This window comes from Streptomyces sp. NPDC085932, assembly GCF_044540525.1.
Lineage (GTDB): Bacteria > Actinomycetota > Actinomycetes > Streptomycetales > Streptomycetaceae > Streptomyces > Streptomyces levis.
Map to the genome: position 1 here is coordinate 427,608 of NZ_JBITSJ010000004.1, position 14,172 is coordinate 441,779.

The window sequence follows — 14,172 nt, forward strand, 5'->3', positions numbered from 1 at the left end:
GTCCCGGCGGGCGTCGGAGACCAGAGTACCGGGTCACCCCCGTGATTCCGCAAAAAGATGGGGGGTCCCCGTCGCCGACCACTCTCCGTAAGATGCTCGGCGTGGTTCGCTACCGCGAACCGCCGTACTCGGGGAAGCGATGGGGAGACGCAATGGACGCCGCACAGCAGGAAGCCACCGCAAGAGCGCGGGAACTGCAGCGGAACTGGTACGGGGAGCCGCTGGGGGCGCTCTTCCGTAAGCTCATCGACGATCTTGGTCTCAACCAGGCTCGTCTCGCGGGGGTGCTAGGGCTGTCCGCGCCGATGCTGTCGCAGCTGATGAGCGGTCAGCGGGCGAAGATCGGCAACCCCGCCGTGGTGCAGCGGGTGCAGCTGCTGCAGGACCTGGCGGGGCAGGTCGCGGACGGCAGCGTCAGCGCGGCCGAGGCCACCGAGCGCATGGAGGAGATCAAGAAGTCGCAGGGGGGCTCGGTGCTCAGCAACACCACCCAGACGACGAGCAGTTCCGGGGCTCCCACGGTCAAGCGGGTCGTCCGCGAGATCCAGTCGCTGCTGCGCTCGGTGGCGGCCGCGGGCGACATCATCGACGCCGCCGACACCCTCGCCCCGACCCACCCGGAGCTGGCAGAGTTCCTCCGGGTCTACGGCGCCGGCCGCACCTCGGACGCCGTCGCGCACTACCAGTCCCACCAGAGCTGATCTCCCCCGTCCGGCCACCGAAGGGGGTTCGGCCGTCGGCACGGGGTGAGGTGACGGGGGTGCGTCACGGTGACGGGGGCGCGTGACGGTGTGACGGGGGTGGGTCACGGTACGGGCGGACACGAGGGGGCGTGTCCCGCACGGGGGACCGTCGGAGAACCGCAGCACTCGCCGCGGAGCACCGCCGGGGGAGTCGCAGTGCTCGCCGCGGGGGAAGCAAGGGGGGAGACCACAGGGGGAGGAGCGACGTACAGCCATGGGTGAGGTCTTCGCCGGCCGGTACGAACTGGTCGACCCGATCGGACGCGGAGGCGTCGGCGCGGTCTGGCGCGCCTGGGATCACCGCCGTCGCCGTTACGTGGCCGCCAAGGTCCTGCTGCAGAGCGACGCGCACTCGCTGCTGCGCTTCGTCCGTGAGCAGGCCCTGCGGATCGACCACCCCCATGTGCTCGCCCCCACCAGCTGGGCCGCCGACGACGACAAGGTCCTGTTCACGATGGACCTGGTCGCCGGGGGATCCCTGGTCCATCTCGTCGGGGACTACGGCCCCCTGCCGCCGGCGTTCGTCTGCACGCTGCTCGACCAGTTGCTGGCGGGGCTGGCCGCGGTGCACGCGGAGGGCGTGGTGCACCGGGACGTGAAACCGGCCAACGTGCTGCTGGAGGCCACCGGCACGGGCCGGCCACGCCTGCGGCTGTCCGACTTCGGCATCGCGATGCGGCTGGGCGAGCCCCGGCTGACCGAGACCAACCTCGTGGTGGGCACGCCCGGCTACCTCGCGCCCGAGCAGCTGATGGGCGCCGAGCCGGACTTCCCCGCCGACCTGTTCGCCGTGGGGCTGGTCGCGCTGTACCTGCTGGAGGGCGCGAAACCGGACAGCAAGGCGCTGATCCAGTACTTCGCCGAGCACGGCACGCCGGGAGCGCCCAAGGGCATCCCCGAGCCGCTGTGGCAGGTGGTCGCCACCCTGCTGCAGCCCGACCCGGAGGCGAGGTTCCGAACGGCGACGGGGGCACGCAAGGCGCTCGCGGCCGCGGCGGAGCTCCTCCCCGAGCCGGGCCCGGACGACGAGCTGATCGAGATCTTCGACCAACTCGGGCCGCTGCCGAAGGGGTTCGCCCCCGACGGGCCACTGGAGCGGGCCCGGAGGCTGGGGCCGGAAGCGGACCGGACGCCCTCGGAGCCGGGGAGCGACGGCAGCTCGTCGGGTTCGGCAGCAGGCGGGGGCCCACCGGCGGCCCCGCAACGAGAAGCGGCCTCACGGCAGGAAGCGGCGGCCCCGCAGAGAGAAGCCCGGGCTCCGGCCGGAACGACGTACACGGGACCCCGGCAGCACGCCGACGCCTCCGTCCAGGAGAACGACCGGCCTGACCCGAGCGCCGACTCCGCCCTCCCCGACCCCCGGCACGTCCCCGGCCCGCCACCCGCCCCCGCTCCGCAGCCCTCCATGTCGGACACCGGCAGCTTCCACCTGCCGCCCCCGCAGCCCACGGCCACCTCCTCCCCCACACCGGATGCACCCCACCAGGCGCGAGGTCAACTCCCTGACCACCGGCCCCAGTTCTCCCCCCACGACCACACGTACCCCCGGCCCGTGGCCCAGCCGCTCCCCCCGGCGTACCCGAGCCCGCACCTGCCCCCGGCCCAGCCGCACCGCGCCGACGCCATCACCGCCTCGTACACCGCCCACAGCCCGCAGGCCCCGCCGGTCACCGGCAGCCCGCAGGCGTCCCGGCACCGGGCACCACGGCCGACCCGCCCGGGCCCCCCGGCCAAGGTGGCGATCCCTCTGCTCCTGCTGGCCCTGGTCTGCTACGCCGTGGGCTTCTGGGCGCTGACCCGCATCTGAGGCCGTGGCCCAGGGCGACACCGCGTGCAAGCCACCGGGGCAACCCGGGTGCGAGCCACCGGAGCGACGGCTGGGTGCGGGCCAGGGGCGACATCCGGGCACCGGCCTGGCACGACGGCCCGGTGCGGCTACGCGGTGCGGCTACGCGGCGCTGCGGCGCCGGGCCACCAGGGTCCACACCCCGAGCCCCACGAGCAGCGCGCTCCCGGTGCCGATGCCGCCCACGGCGACCACCCGCATCGCGGTGTCGTCGCCCGAAGCGGGCACACCTTCCGCCGCCGCCTCCCGGTCCTGCTCCGAGACGTCGAAGACGCCCTTCGGCCGGGACTCCCCCGCGTACCCGGGCCCCCTCAGGGGCTCGCCGCTCACCCGCACGCGCAGCGTCATCTTGAACGGCCCGTCACCGAAGCTGTCGGCGACGTCCCGCGCGAGATGGGCGACGAGGTAGTAGGAGCCGGCGAAACGCATCGTCCCGACCTGGGCCACGGCCCCGTAGCGGTTGGCGTGGTCGACCGGCGGCAAGGGCGGCAGGCTGCCGGACGCCTGATCGCCGTTGTAGCCGACGCTCACGCCGGCGGCGCGGCCGCGCGCGGGGTTGTACAGGGCCAGGTCGAGAGCGCCGGACGCGTAGCCGGTACCGGCGGAGTCGGAGCTGCCCAGGTCGGCCGTCACCGCGAGCTGCTGGCCCCAGTCGACCGGCACGGCGTAGAACAGCGTCTCGCCGGGCCGGATGTCGTCGCGCCAGACACCCTGGTCGAGGGGGGTCGCCCCGGTGAATCCCGCCCCGCCGTGCCGGGACTCGGGGTCGCCCTGGAGCGGCTGGGGGGTGGCGGAGTTCCACACCTGGGGCGCGCCGGTCGCCCCGGTCTTGGCCGGCGGTGGCTCGGTCGTGGTGAGGAGTTCCAGGTCCCAGGCGCCGGGCGAGGAGCCCTCGCCCTCGGGGTCGGCGCGCTCGACGGACACGTAGTACGCGCCGGCCTCCTGGCACAACGACTTGGTGGGGGAGATCTCGCGCACGCCCCACGCGGCGATCGGGTGAGGGCTGCGCCCGGCGCCGAAGCTCGCCGTGTCGCCGGAGCAGGAATGGCCCTCGGCGTCCTGCACGGACACCTTCAGTCCGTCGATGACGGAGACGGTGCTGTCCGGGGGAGGGACGGCGGTGACGGAGACGTACGCGCTGGACGTGCCGTCGAGCTGGAGGCGGTAGTTGACCTTGCCGCTGTCCGGCAGCGAGCTCCGATAGGCCGTGCCGGGTTCCAGGCGAACGGCGTCGGCGGTGCTGCGCGCTCCCTCGACGCTGCGGGCGCCCTCGGCGAAGGCGTAGGGGCTCGGTGCGGCCGCCCGGACGGAGTCATCGGCGGCCCGCGCGGCCGGGGCCGGTCCCACAGCGGCCGTCGTCCCCAGCACCAGGGCGACGGCGCCCAGGCGCACGGCCGTCGACGACCGGCCGCGCCACGCCCCCGCACGCCGCTCGCGCGCCGTACACCACCGTCCCCTCACGCGCCACCTCTCACCGTCGCCGGACCTCGGAACCGTGAACCGGGGCCCATCCTGCCTCGCCGCGCGGGCTCACGACCGGCCCTCGGCACACAAAACCCCGACCGCGAGGCGGCCGGGGTGTGCTCGAAAGGGGTTGTCGTGACTCACGAACCCGTGGGCACGGAGTCAGTCGCCTCCGTCCACAGATCCTGCTCGGCGCGATCCGCCTGGATCTGGCGGTACACGAGGAGCCCGCCGATGGCGGCCAGTGCGACCAGGAGAAGCTTCTTCACCGCGCGACCTCGTCTTTCCTTGACGTAGGGGACCTCTGGCGCCCGACTATACACACCGACCGATACCGATCGGTGACCTGCTCCGGCTGTCAACTCCCGTCCCGGACACCGGGATAGAAGCGGAGTTCACCGCTCCGATCGGAGGGTGATCACACCCGGACTCAGGGTTACTTCGACCGCTCTCCTCCCCTCTCCTCACGTTTTCGGCCCTCTTGCGTCCATCCGGGTGGTGTTCATCAGAACATCGCCGCGCCACGAGCCGAGGTCCACCACTTCCCGGCCCCCATACACATCATGAGGAAAGTACGCAAATCGCCCAACCCGAAAGTGAGGGGCCATGGCCCGGAACAAGGTCATGAAGCTGTGGACCGCGATCGTCACCGCCTTCCTCGCCCTGTGCACGGCGCTCGGATTCATCACCACGACCGCCGCGGCCGCCGTACCGCAGGCCGAGCAGAAGCGCAACAGCGGCGAGCGCATCCCGCACCAGCGGACGGCGCCGGCGGCCGCCCCCTGGTCCCAGGCGAGGGCCCTGCCCCCCACGATGAAACAGCGCATCCGCGCCGAGGCCCACGGCAAGTCCCCGCGCTGCCGCCACCGCTCCCTCACCGACTCGACGGCGACGACCACGACCGACTGCGCGGACGGCGACACGGACGACGAGGGCGACCCCGCCACCGCCCACCTCACGCCCCTCAAGCGCTGACCGCCCGGTCCCTGGTACGTCCTGGCGATCTTGCGTACCCCCACGACCCACCAGAGACCCGCAAGACCCCGGCCGCTCCCCGGCCGGGGTCTTCGCACGTCCGGTCCGCGACCTGCCGTCACTCCCGATGCGCAGCCTGAGCTCTGGCTCCCTGTCCCATGGAACGCACGATGGCGGCTTTCTCTTCTCCGAGGACCTCTTCGTGCGCGGGCTGCAGCACGATCGGAGCCCCCGCCCCGTCCAGGAGCACGAGCGAGGTGACCAACAGGTCGCGTGTCAGACCGCGCAGCACCGGATTCCCGGCCGAGGACCACGTGTCGTAGAGACGAAGGGGTGACTCCCTCTGCGATCTCCACACTTCGAGGCCAATGCTCGTAGATAGCAGAAAACCCCCAGCCGTATCGACTGGGGGTCCTCTCGCTGGTGGGGCTAACAGGATTTGAACCTGTGGCCTCATCCTTATCAGGGATGCGCTCTAACCAACTGAGCTATAGCCCCGCCGCGCTCTGCGGTGTGTGTCCCGCGCGCTGACTCCTGAAGATTAGCGCACGACATGGGCAGTCCCAAAATCGGTTGTCGGGACGACACCGCAGGGCCGTCACTCGTCCTCGGCGAGCGTCAGCTCCACCCCGCCCACGAAGCCCGCGGAGAGGTTGTAGATGAACGCGCCGAGCGTCGCGAGGGCCGTCGCGAGGACGACGTCGATGACCGCGATGACCGACGTGAACAGCAGGACGTTGGGCAGCGACAGGAAGGCCTGCAGGTCGAAGCCGTTGGACTCGTTGGAGCCGGTGGCCTCGGAGATCGTGCCGCCGACCGTCGAGAAGACACCCATGGCGTCCATGACCATCCACAGCACGGCGGCCGCCACGATCGTGCAGATGCCCAGCGCGATCGAGAGCAGGAAGCTGACCTTCATCACCGACCACGGGTCGGCCTTCGCCACCCGCAGACGCGCCTTGCGGACCCGCGGCGTGGTGCGCGCGCCCGTGCGCGGACGCCGTACGGCCGCCGCCCCCGCGTCGGCCCCGGCCGCGGCCCCCTGCTGCGCCGGGTAGGCCTGCGGCGGGTGGTACGGCCCGGCCGGCTGCTGCGTCCGCCGCTCGCCCGGCAGCGGAGAGGCCGGCTGCGCGGCGGCGCCCTGGTCCTGGGCGGCCGGCTGCGGCTGTGCCGCCGCGCCGGTGGCGGCCGGGCCCGCTCCAGGCTTCTGCTGGGTCTGCGGACCTCGGGTGTCCGTCACAGTTCCCCCCTGTGATCCTCGCGTGTCAGGCGTGGACGAGTCCTTGGTCGGGGACTTGATCGCCTTCAGGTTGGTCGTGTGCGGATCCGCCGCACGCGCCGCGGAGCCACGGCCGCCGCCGTCCGTCTCCGTACCCTCGGAGGTACCGGTCGGTCCGGCGCCCGTGGCTCCGCTCACGCTGACTCACTCCTCGTGCTACTCGGCCGAGGGCGCCTCACCCTCGTCCGTGCCGGTGGTCACGGGACCCTCGGCGGTCTCGTCGACGACCACGTCGCCGTCGACCTCTTCCGCCTCGCGTCCCGCCTCGGCGTTGCGCGCGATGCCCACGACGGCATCGCGCTTGCCCAGATTGATCAGTTGGACGCCCATGGTGTCACGGCCGGTTTCCCTGATCTCGTTGACTCGCGTACGAATCACACCGCCCGACAGCGTGATGGCGAGGATCTCGTCGGTCTCCTCGACCACCAGCGCGCCGACGAGGGAACCGCGATCCTCGACGATCTTGGCGGCCTTGATGCCGAGGCCGCCGCGACCTTGGACGCGGTACTCGTCGACGTTGGTCCGCTTCGCGTACCCGCCGTCTGTGGCAGTGAACACGAACGTACCGGGTCGAACAACATTCATCGAGAGGAGCTCGTCCCCTTCGCGGAAGCTCATGCCCTTCACACCCGAGGTGGCACGGCCCATGGGGCGCAGGGTGTCGTCCGATGCGGTGAACCTGATCGACTGCGCCTTCTTGCTGATCAGAAGCAGATCGTCATCGGCCGAGACGAGTTCGGCACCGATCAGTTCGTCGTCCGAACCGTCCTCCATCGACCGGAGGTTGATCGCGATCACACCGCCGGAACGGGGCGAATCGTAATCCTTCAGAGGCGTCTTCTTCACCAGTCCGGCCTTGGTGGCGAGCACCAGGTACGGGACGGCCTCGTAGTCGCGGATCGCCAGGATCTCGGCGATCGCCTCGTCCGGCTGGAAGGCAAGCAGGTTCGCCACGTGCTGACCGCGCGCGTCCCGGCCGGCGTCGGGCAGCTCGTAGCCCTTGACGCGGTAGACGCGGCCCTTGTTCGTGAAGAACAGCAGCCAGTGGTGCGTGGTGGACACGAAGAAGTGGTCGACGATGTCGTCTTCCTTGAGCTTCGCGCCGCGCACGCCCTTGCCGCCGCGCTTCTGGGCGCGGTAGTCGTCGGTCTTGGTGCGCTTGATGTAGCCGCCCCGGGTGACCGTGACGACGATGTCCTCCTCGGCGATCAGGTCCTCGATGGACATGTCGCCCTCGTACGGGATGAGCTTGGTCTTGCGGTCGTCGCCGTACTTCTCGACGATCGCGGCCAGCTCCGCGCTGACGATGCCCCGCTGGCGGACCGGGGAGGCCAGGATCTCGTTGTACTCGTTGATCTTCGCCTGGAGCTCGTCGTGCTCCTGGACGATCTTCTGGCGCTCCAGGGCGGCCAGCCGGCGCAGCTGCATCTCCAGGATGGCGTTGGCCTGGATCTCGTCGATCGTCAGCAGGTCCATCAGGCCGCCGCGGGCGATGTCGACGGTCTCGCTGCGCCGGATCAGCGCGATGACCTCGTCGATGGCGTCCAGGGCCTTCAGCAGACCGCGCAGGATGTGCGCCCGCTCCTCGGCCTTGCGCAGCCGGAAGCGCGTCCGGCGGACGATGACCTCGATCTGGTGCGTCACCCAGTGGCGGATGAACGCGTCCAGCGAGAGCGTGCGCGGCACGCCGTCGACCAGCGCCAGCATGTTGGCGCCGAAGTTCGTCTGCAGGTCGGTGTGCTTGTAGAGGTTGTTCAGCACGACCTTGGCGACCGCGTCCCGCTTGAGCACGATCACCAGCCGCTGGCCGGTGCGCGAGGACGTCTCGTCGCGGACGTCCGCGATGCCGCCGATCTTGCCGTCCTTGACGAGGTCGGCGATCTTCTGGGCCAGGTTGTCCGGGTTCGTCTGGTACGGCAGCTCGGTGACGACCAGGCACTGGCGGCCCTGGATCTCCTCCACCTCGACCACCGCGCGCATGGTGATGGAGCCGCGGCCGGTGCGGTACGCCTCCTCGATGCCCTTGCGGCCGACGACGAGCGCGCCGGTCGGGAAGTCGGGGCCCTTGATGCGCTCCAGGAGGGCGTCCAGCAGCTCCTCGTGCGAGACCTCGGGGTTCTCCAGGTACCACTGGGCACCGGCCGCGACCTCGCGCAGGTTGTGCGGCGGGATGTTGGTCGCCATGCCGACCGCGATACCGGCCGAGCCGTTGATCAGCAGGTTCGGGAAGCGGGCCGGCAGGACCGTCGGCTCCTGGGAGCGACCGTCGTAGTTGTCCGTGAAGTCGACGGTCTCCTCGTCGATGTCACGGACCATCTCCATGGACAGCGGCGCCATCTTGCACTCGGTGTACCGCATGGCCGCGGCCGGGTCGTTGCCCGGGGAGCCGAAGTTGCCGTTGGAGTCGACGAGCGGCATGCGCATCGACCAGGGCTGGGCGAGGCGCACGAGCGCGTCGTAGATGGAGGAGTCGCCGTGCGGGTGGTAGTTGCCCATGACGTCGCCGACGACGCGGGCGCACTTGTAGAAGCCGCGCTCGGGGCGGTAGCCGCCGTCGTACATGGCGTACAGGACGCGGCGGTGCACGGGCTTGAGGCCGTCACGGACGTCGGGCAGCGCACGCGAGACGATGACGGACATCGCGTAGTCGAGGTAGGAGCGCTGCATCTCCGTCTCGAGCCCGACGGGCTCGACACGCATCGCGAGGTCGCCGCCCTGCTCAGGGGTGACGGGAGTGTTCTCGTCGGTCATTGCTGGTGGGAATCCTTCCTGGTGCGGTCAGCTGAGACCGACTCAGATGTCGAGGAAGCGGACGTCCTTGGCGTTGCGCTGGATGAACTGGCGCCGGGCCTCGACGTCCTCGCCCATCAGGACCGAGAACAGGTCGTCGGCCTGCGCGGCGTCGTCCAGGGTGACCTGGCCGAGGACCCGGTGCTCCTGGTCCATCGTGGTCACGCGCAGCTCCTCGGCGTTCATCTCGCCGAGACCCTTGAAGCGCTGGATCGAGTCCTCGCGGACGCGCTTGCCGCGCTGGCGGCCCATCTCGATCAGCGCGTCGCGCTCGCGGTCCGAGTAGGCGTACTCGACGTCGTCCCGGCCCCACTTGATCTTGTACAGCGGCGGACGCGACAGGTACACGTGCCCGGCCTCGACCAGCGGCCGCATGAAGCGGAACAGGAAGGTCAGCAGCAGGGTGCTGATGTGCTGGCCGTCGACGTCGGCGTCCGCCATCAGGATGATCTTGTGATAGCGCAGCTTCTCGATGTCGAAGTCCTCGTGCACGCCCGTGCCGAAGGCCGAGATCAGCGCCTGGATCTCCTGGTTCTGCAGGATCTTGTCGATCCTGGCCTTCTCCACGTTGAGGATCTTGCCGCGGATCGGGAGGATCGCCTGGTACTGCGGGTTGCGGCCGGACTTGGCCGAGCCGCCGGCGGAGTCACCCTCGACGATGAAGATCTCGCACTTGGTGGGGTCGTTCGACTGGCAGTCCGAGAGCTTGCCCGGCAGGGACGCGGTCTCCAGCAGGCCCTTGCGGCGGGTCAGGTCGCGGGCCTTGCGGGCGGCCACGCGCGCGGTGGCGGCCTGGATGCCCTTGCGGACGATGTCCGCGGCCTCGTTCGGGTTGCGGTCCAGCCAGTCGTTGAGGTGCTCGTAGACGGCCTTCTGGACGAAGGTCTTCGCCTCCGTGTTGCCCAGTTTGGTCTTGGTCTGGCCCTCGAACTGCGGCTCGCTCAGCTTGACCGAGATGATCGCGGTCAGACCCTCGCGGATGTCGTCGCCCGTGAGGTTGTCGTCCTTCTCGCGGAGCAGCTTCTTGTCGCGCGCGTACTTGTTGATCAGGTTCGTCAGCGCCGCGCGGAAGCCCTCTTCGTGGGTGCCGCCCTCGTGCGTGTGGATGATGTTGGCGAAGGAGTACACGCCCTCGCTGTAGCCGCTGTTCCACTGCATGGCGACTTCGAGGGAGAGGGACTTGTCCTTGTCCTCGGCCTCCAGGTCGATCACCGACGGGTGCACCGCCTCTCCCTTGCGGGAGTTGAGGTACTTCACGAAGTCGACGATGCCGCCCTCGTAGTGGTACGTGACCGTCTTGACCTCGGCGGTCTCGTCCGCGCCGGCCTCGTCCGCCCCGGAGGTGGCCTTCGCCGACTCGCGCTCGTCCGTGAGCTTGATCGTCAGGCCCTTGTTGAGGAACGCCATCTCCTGGAAGCGCCGCGACAGCGTCTCGAAGGAGTAGTCGGTGGTCTCGAAGATGTCGCCGTCGGCCCAGAAGGTGACCGAGGTGCCCGTCTCCTGCGTGGCCTCGTGCTTGGCGAGGGGGGCCGTGGGGACGCCCATCTTGTATTCCTGCGTCCAGCGGTGGCCGTCGGTCTTCACCTCGACGGAGACCTTGCTGGACAGGGCGTTCACGACCGAGACACCGACACCGTGCAGACCACCGGAGACCGCGTAGCCGCCGCCGCCGAACTTGCCGCCCGCGTGGAGCACGGTCAGCACGACCTCGACGGCCGGCTTGCCCTCGGACGGGACGATGCCCACCGGGATGCCACGGCCGTTGTCGACGACCCGGACGCCGCCGTCGGCGAGGATCGTCACCTCGATCGTGTCCGCGTGCCCGGCCAGCGCCTCGTCGACGGAGTTGTCGACGACCTCGTAGACGAGGTGGTGCAGTCCGCGCTCACCGGTGGAACCGATGTACATACCGGGTCGCTTGCGGACCGCGTCCAGACCCTCGAGGACGGTGATGGCGCTGGCGTCGTACGACGCCGTTACGGAGGCCTCGGCGACTCCGGCCGGGGCCTCGGTGGACGGGATGTTCTCGTTGGGGTTGCCGGAATCGGCCACGAAGCGCCCTTTCTGGCACAGCACGAGCCGGGCTCGTCGGCGGGTTGCCGGAGCGGCTGCGGCATGTTGCGTTGGTAAGCCTTGATCAGCGTTGCTCAGCTTTTCCCGGACGGTCCCCAGCGAGTGGGGCGGGATTGCTTCCAGTCTACCGGTAGCACTGACACTGATGGGGGTTTGCCGGTACCTGAGTCCGCATGTGCCGCCCTCGACGGGTCTCGTCCGACTCCCGATATACGGAAGGGGGCTCCAAGAGGCTCACGGAGCCACTCAGCGCTTCCGGCCGTCAACCCTTGGCTACTTCGGAGTCAGGTCGCGATTCGCAACCGTGTGCGGTGCCACGACGGGACGGCCGGGCGGGCCGATCCGGGGTGTGAAGACGTGACGTAAGTCACCTGTAGGAAGAGCCAGGACCACCGCTGCCGGGGGCGCGCAGGGGGCCGTAGCGGCGTGTGGGAGCACTGGGACCGACCACCTTGATCTGCCGCACGGTGCCGTGCCCCAGGTCCTCGTTGAGCCGCGCGACGAGCACGGGCGCGAGGCGGCGCACCTCCGTCGCCCAGGCCGGCGACTCGCACTGCACGACCAGGACCCGCTCGTCCTCGTCGTACCGCTGCGGGGTGCAGTGGTCGGCGAGCTTCTCGCCGACGATCTGCGGCCAGCGGCCCATCACACCGCCCACCGCGGCAGGGGCCTCCCAACCGCGCTCGGTGATCAGCCGGTTGATCGCGGGGCCGAGCGCCATGGGGTCACGGCCGTCGGCGCGCGCGCCGGAGCGCAGCCCGCCACCCCGGCGCGCCTGCTTCCTCTGCTGCGCCGCGTCCCCCCGCGCGCGGGCGGCCTCCTTGGCGGCGCGCAACGCCACGCGCGCGAGGTCCACACCGGAGGGCTCGGGGTCCTTCTTCGGCTCCTGCGTGCTCATACGCGCTCCACCGTCCCCTCGGACACGGCGAACCGCACCCCGGACAGCACGTGCGGGACGTCGTCGTCCACCGCCGCGGTCACCAGGACCTGCTCACCGGGTGCGACCAGTTCGGCGAGCCGCTCGCGCCGGCGGGTGTCCAGCTCGGCGAAGACGTCGTCGAGCACCAGCACCGGCTCGTTTCCCTCGGCCCGCAGCAGGTCGTACGAGGCCAGGCGCAGCGCCAGCGCGTACGACCAGGACTCGCCGTGCGAGGCGTAGCCCTTGGCGGGCAGCTGGCCGAGCTTGAGCAGCAGGTCGTCCCGGTGCGGTCCGACCAGCGTGACGCCCCGCTCGATCTCCTGCTTGCGGGCCTCGGCGAGCGCGGCGGTCAGCTGTTCGAAGAGGTCCTCGCGGGTGTGCGCCTCGCCCGGCGCGGACGGCTTGTACTCCAGGGCGACCGGGCCGCCGCCGGGGGCGAGCTGCTCGTACGCCTTGTCGGCCAGCGGCTGGAGCGTGGCGATCAGATCGAGCCGCTGGGCGAGCAGCTCGGCGCCCGCCCGCGCCAGGTGCTGGTCCCAGACGTCCAGGGTGGACATGTCCATGGAACGGCCGCCGTGCCGCCGGGCCAGCGCGGCCGACTTCAGCAGGGTGTTGCGCTGCTTGAGCACCCGGTCGTAGTCGGAACGGACCCCGGCCATGCGCGGTGAGCGGGCGGTGATCAGCTCGTCGAGGAAGCGGCGCCGCTCCCCGGGGTCGCCCTTGACCAGGGCGAGATCCTCCGGCGCGAACAGCACGGTCCGTACGATCCCCAGCACGTCACGCGGTCTGACCTGCGAGGACCTGTTGATACGGGCGCGGTTGGCGCGGCCCGGGTTGAGCTCCAGCTCGATCAGCTGCTGCCGCTCGCCCTGCCGCACCTGGGCCCGGATGATCGCCCGCTCGGCGCCCATGCGGACCAGGGGCGCGTCGGAGGAGACCCGGTGGCTGCCGAGGGTGGCGAGATAGCCGACGGCCTCGACGAGGTTGGTCTTGCCCTGCCCGTTCGGCCCGACGAAGGCCGTCACCCCCGGGTCGAGCGGGACCTCGACCCGGGGATAGGAGCGGAAGTCGGCCAGCGACAGATGCGTGACGTGCATGGTCGTTTCGCCGACCTCCCTCGGTGCTCGGTTACTTCTTCTCGACCGCGTGGCCGCCGAACTGGTTGCGCAGCGCCGCGATCATCTTCATCTGGGGCGAGTCCTCCTGGCGCGAGGCGAACCGCGCGAACAGCGACGCGGTGATCGCCGGCAGCGGCACCGCGTTGTCGATTGCGGCCTCCACGGTCCAGCGTCCCTCGCCGGAGTCCTGTGCATAACCCCGGAGCCCGTCCAGGTGCTCGTCCTCGTCGAGCGCGTTCACCGCGAGGTCGAGCAGCCAGGAGCGGATGACCGTGCCCTCCTGCCAGGAGCGGAAGACCTCCCGGACGTCGGTCACGGAGTCGACCTTCTCCAGCAGCTCCCAGCCCTCGGCATAGGCCTGCATCATCGCGTACTCGATGCCGTTGTGGACCATCTTGGCGAAGTGGCCCGCGCCGACCTTGCCGGCGTGCACCGAGCCGAAGTCGCCCTCCGGCTTGAGGGCGTCGAAGACCGGCTGCACCTTCGCGACATTCTCCGCGTCGCCGCCGTACATCAGCGCGTAGCCGTTCTCCAGGCCCCAGACGCCGCCGGAGACACCGCAGTCGACGAAGCCGATGCCCTTGGCCGCCAGCTCCTCGGCGTGCTTCTCGTCGTCCGTCCAGCGGGAGTTGCCGCCGTCCACGACGACGTCGCCCGGCTCCAGCAGCTCGGCGAGCCGGTCGATGGTGGACTGGGTGGCCTCGCCCGCCGGGACCATCACCCAGACCACGCGCGGTCCGCTGAGCTTGCCCACAAGCTCTTCCAGGCTGTGGACATCGGCGAGGTCCGGGTTGCGGTCGTATCCGTGGACGGTGTGGCCCGCGCGGCGGATCCGCTCGCGCATGTTGCCGCCCATCTTGCCGAGGCCGACGAGACCGAGCTCCATCAGTTGTTTTCCTTAGGTTTGCAGGTGTCCGACGTGGCGCTGCGGCACTGGTGTGCCGCGTCCGAGCCTAATCCCGGAC

11 protein-coding genes and 1 tRNA gene are annotated in these 14,172 nt (G+C 70.5%); 3 read left to right on the forward strand and 9 right to left on the reverse strand.

Going from position 1 to position 14,172, the window contains the following annotated elements:
* Window positions 1-152: 152 nt before the first annotated feature.
* Both ACIGAQ_RS22230 and ACIGAQ_RS22235 read left to right on the forward strand, forming a co-directional pair.
* Window positions 153-701 (forward strand): DNA-binding protein, encoded by a 549-nt coding sequence (locus ACIGAQ_RS22230; RefSeq protein ID WP_067018270.1) that lies wholly within the window; start codon window positions 153-155, stop codon window positions 699-701.
* 256 nt (window positions 702-957) lie between these two features.
* Window positions 958-2,550, forward strand: coding sequence for a protein kinase (locus ACIGAQ_RS22235; protein ID WP_399785301.1), 1,593 nt, complete (start codon window positions 958-960; stop codon window positions 2,548-2,550).
* A 141-nt stretch (window positions 2,551-2,691) separates the two neighbouring features.
* Here the strand turns inward: ACIGAQ_RS22235 and ACIGAQ_RS22240 are convergent, their stop codons facing one another.
* Together ACIGAQ_RS22240 and ACIGAQ_RS22245 are read right to left on the reverse strand one after the other, a co-directional pair.
* On the reverse strand, window positions 2,692-4,050 hold the full coding sequence (locus tag ACIGAQ_RS22240; RefSeq protein WP_399785304.1) for a hypothetical protein: 1,359 nt from the start codon (window positions 4,048-4,050) through the stop codon (window positions 2,692-2,694).
* A 143-nt stretch (window positions 4,051-4,193) separates the two neighbouring features.
* Window positions 4,194-4,322, reverse strand: coding sequence for a DLW-39 family protein (locus ACIGAQ_RS22245; RefSeq protein ID WP_003999697.1), 129 nt, complete (start codon window positions 4,320-4,322; stop codon window positions 4,194-4,196).
* 337 nt (window positions 4,323-4,659) lie between these two features.
* On the opposite strand from ACIGAQ_RS22245, the gene ACIGAQ_RS22250 reads away from it, so the two are divergent.
* Window positions 4,660-5,028, forward strand: a complete 369-nt coding sequence (locus ACIGAQ_RS22250; RefSeq protein WP_311682581.1) for a DUF6344 domain-containing protein — start codon at window positions 4,660-4,662, stop codon at window positions 5,026-5,028.
* A gap of 421 nt (window positions 5,029-5,449) precedes the next feature.
* On the opposite strand, the gene ACIGAQ_RS22255 is transcribed toward ACIGAQ_RS22250, so the two are convergent.
* The 7 genes from ACIGAQ_RS22255 to gnd all read right to left on the reverse strand — a co-directional run bounded on the left by ACIGAQ_RS22255 (window position 5,450) and on the right by gnd (window position 14,093).
* Window positions 5,450-5,526 (reverse strand) — tRNA-Ile (locus tag ACIGAQ_RS22255).
* Window positions 5,527-5,626: 100 nt separating this feature from the next.
* Complete coding sequence (locus ACIGAQ_RS22260; RefSeq protein ID WP_399785306.1) at window positions 5,627-6,445, reverse strand: DUF3566 domain-containing protein; 819 nt, start codon at window positions 6,443-6,445, stop codon at window positions 5,627-5,629.
* A gap of 18 nt (window positions 6,446-6,463) precedes the next feature.
* The gene (gene gyrA / locus ACIGAQ_RS22265) at window positions 6,464-9,058 is read right to left on the reverse strand and encodes a DNA gyrase subunit A (protein ID WP_362275917.1); all 2,595 of its coding nucleotides are present in this window, start codon (window positions 9,056-9,058) and stop codon (window positions 6,464-6,466) included.
* Between the two features lie 42 nt (window positions 9,059-9,100).
* Complete coding sequence (gyrB, locus tag ACIGAQ_RS22270; RefSeq protein WP_399785310.1) at window positions 9,101-11,173, reverse strand: DNA topoisomerase (ATP-hydrolyzing) subunit B; 2,073 nt, start codon at window positions 11,171-11,173, stop codon at window positions 9,101-9,103.
* A gap of 364 nt (window positions 11,174-11,537) precedes the next feature.
* Window positions 11,538-12,068: a DUF721 domain-containing protein gene (locus tag ACIGAQ_RS22275; RefSeq protein ID WP_399785313.1), complete on the reverse strand. Its 531-nt coding sequence runs from the start codon at window positions 12,066-12,068 to the stop codon at window positions 11,538-11,540.
* Entirely contained in the window at window positions 12,065-13,186 is a 1,122-nt protein-coding gene (gene recF, locus ACIGAQ_RS22280) for a DNA replication/repair protein RecF (RefSeq protein WP_362275909.1), read from the reverse strand. The genes ACIGAQ_RS22275 and recF overlap by 4 nt, the downstream gene beginning before the upstream one ends.
* A gap of 31 nt (window positions 13,187-13,217) precedes the next feature.
* On the reverse strand, window positions 13,218-14,093 hold the full coding sequence (gene gnd, locus ACIGAQ_RS22285; protein WP_311682594.1) for a phosphogluconate dehydrogenase (NAD(+)-dependent, decarboxylating): 876 nt from the start codon (window positions 14,091-14,093) through the stop codon (window positions 13,218-13,220).
* Window positions 14,094-14,172 lie beyond the last annotated feature (79 nt).

Bases quoted from the DNA above. Each gene is read 5' to 3' on its own strand.
- ACIGAQ_RS22230 (WP_067018270.1), top strand. From the start codon at position 153: ATGGACGCCGCACAGCAGGAAGCCACCGCAAGAGCGCGGGAACTGCAG.
- ACIGAQ_RS22235 (WP_399785301.1), top strand. From the start codon at position 958: ATGGGTGAGGTCTTCGCCGGCCGGTACGAACTGGTCGACCCGATCGGA.
- ACIGAQ_RS22250 (WP_311682581.1), top strand. From the start codon at position 4,660: ATGGCCCGGAACAAGGTCATGAAGCTGTGGACCGCGATCGTCACCGCC.
- gyrA (WP_362275917.1), bottom strand. From the start codon at position 9,058: ATGACCGACGAGAACACTCCCGTCACCCCTGAGCAGGGCGGCGACCTC.
- ACIGAQ_RS22275 (WP_399785313.1), bottom strand. From the start codon at position 12,068: ATGAGCACGCAGGAGCCGAAGAAGGACCCCGAGCCCTCCGGTGTGGAC.
- recF (WP_362275909.1), bottom strand. From the start codon at position 13,186: ATGCACGTCACGCATCTGTCGCTGGCCGACTTCCGCTCCTATCCCCGG.
- gnd (WP_311682594.1), bottom strand. From the start codon at position 14,093: ATGGAGCTCGGTCTCGTCGGCCTCGGCAAGATGGGCGGCAACATGCGC.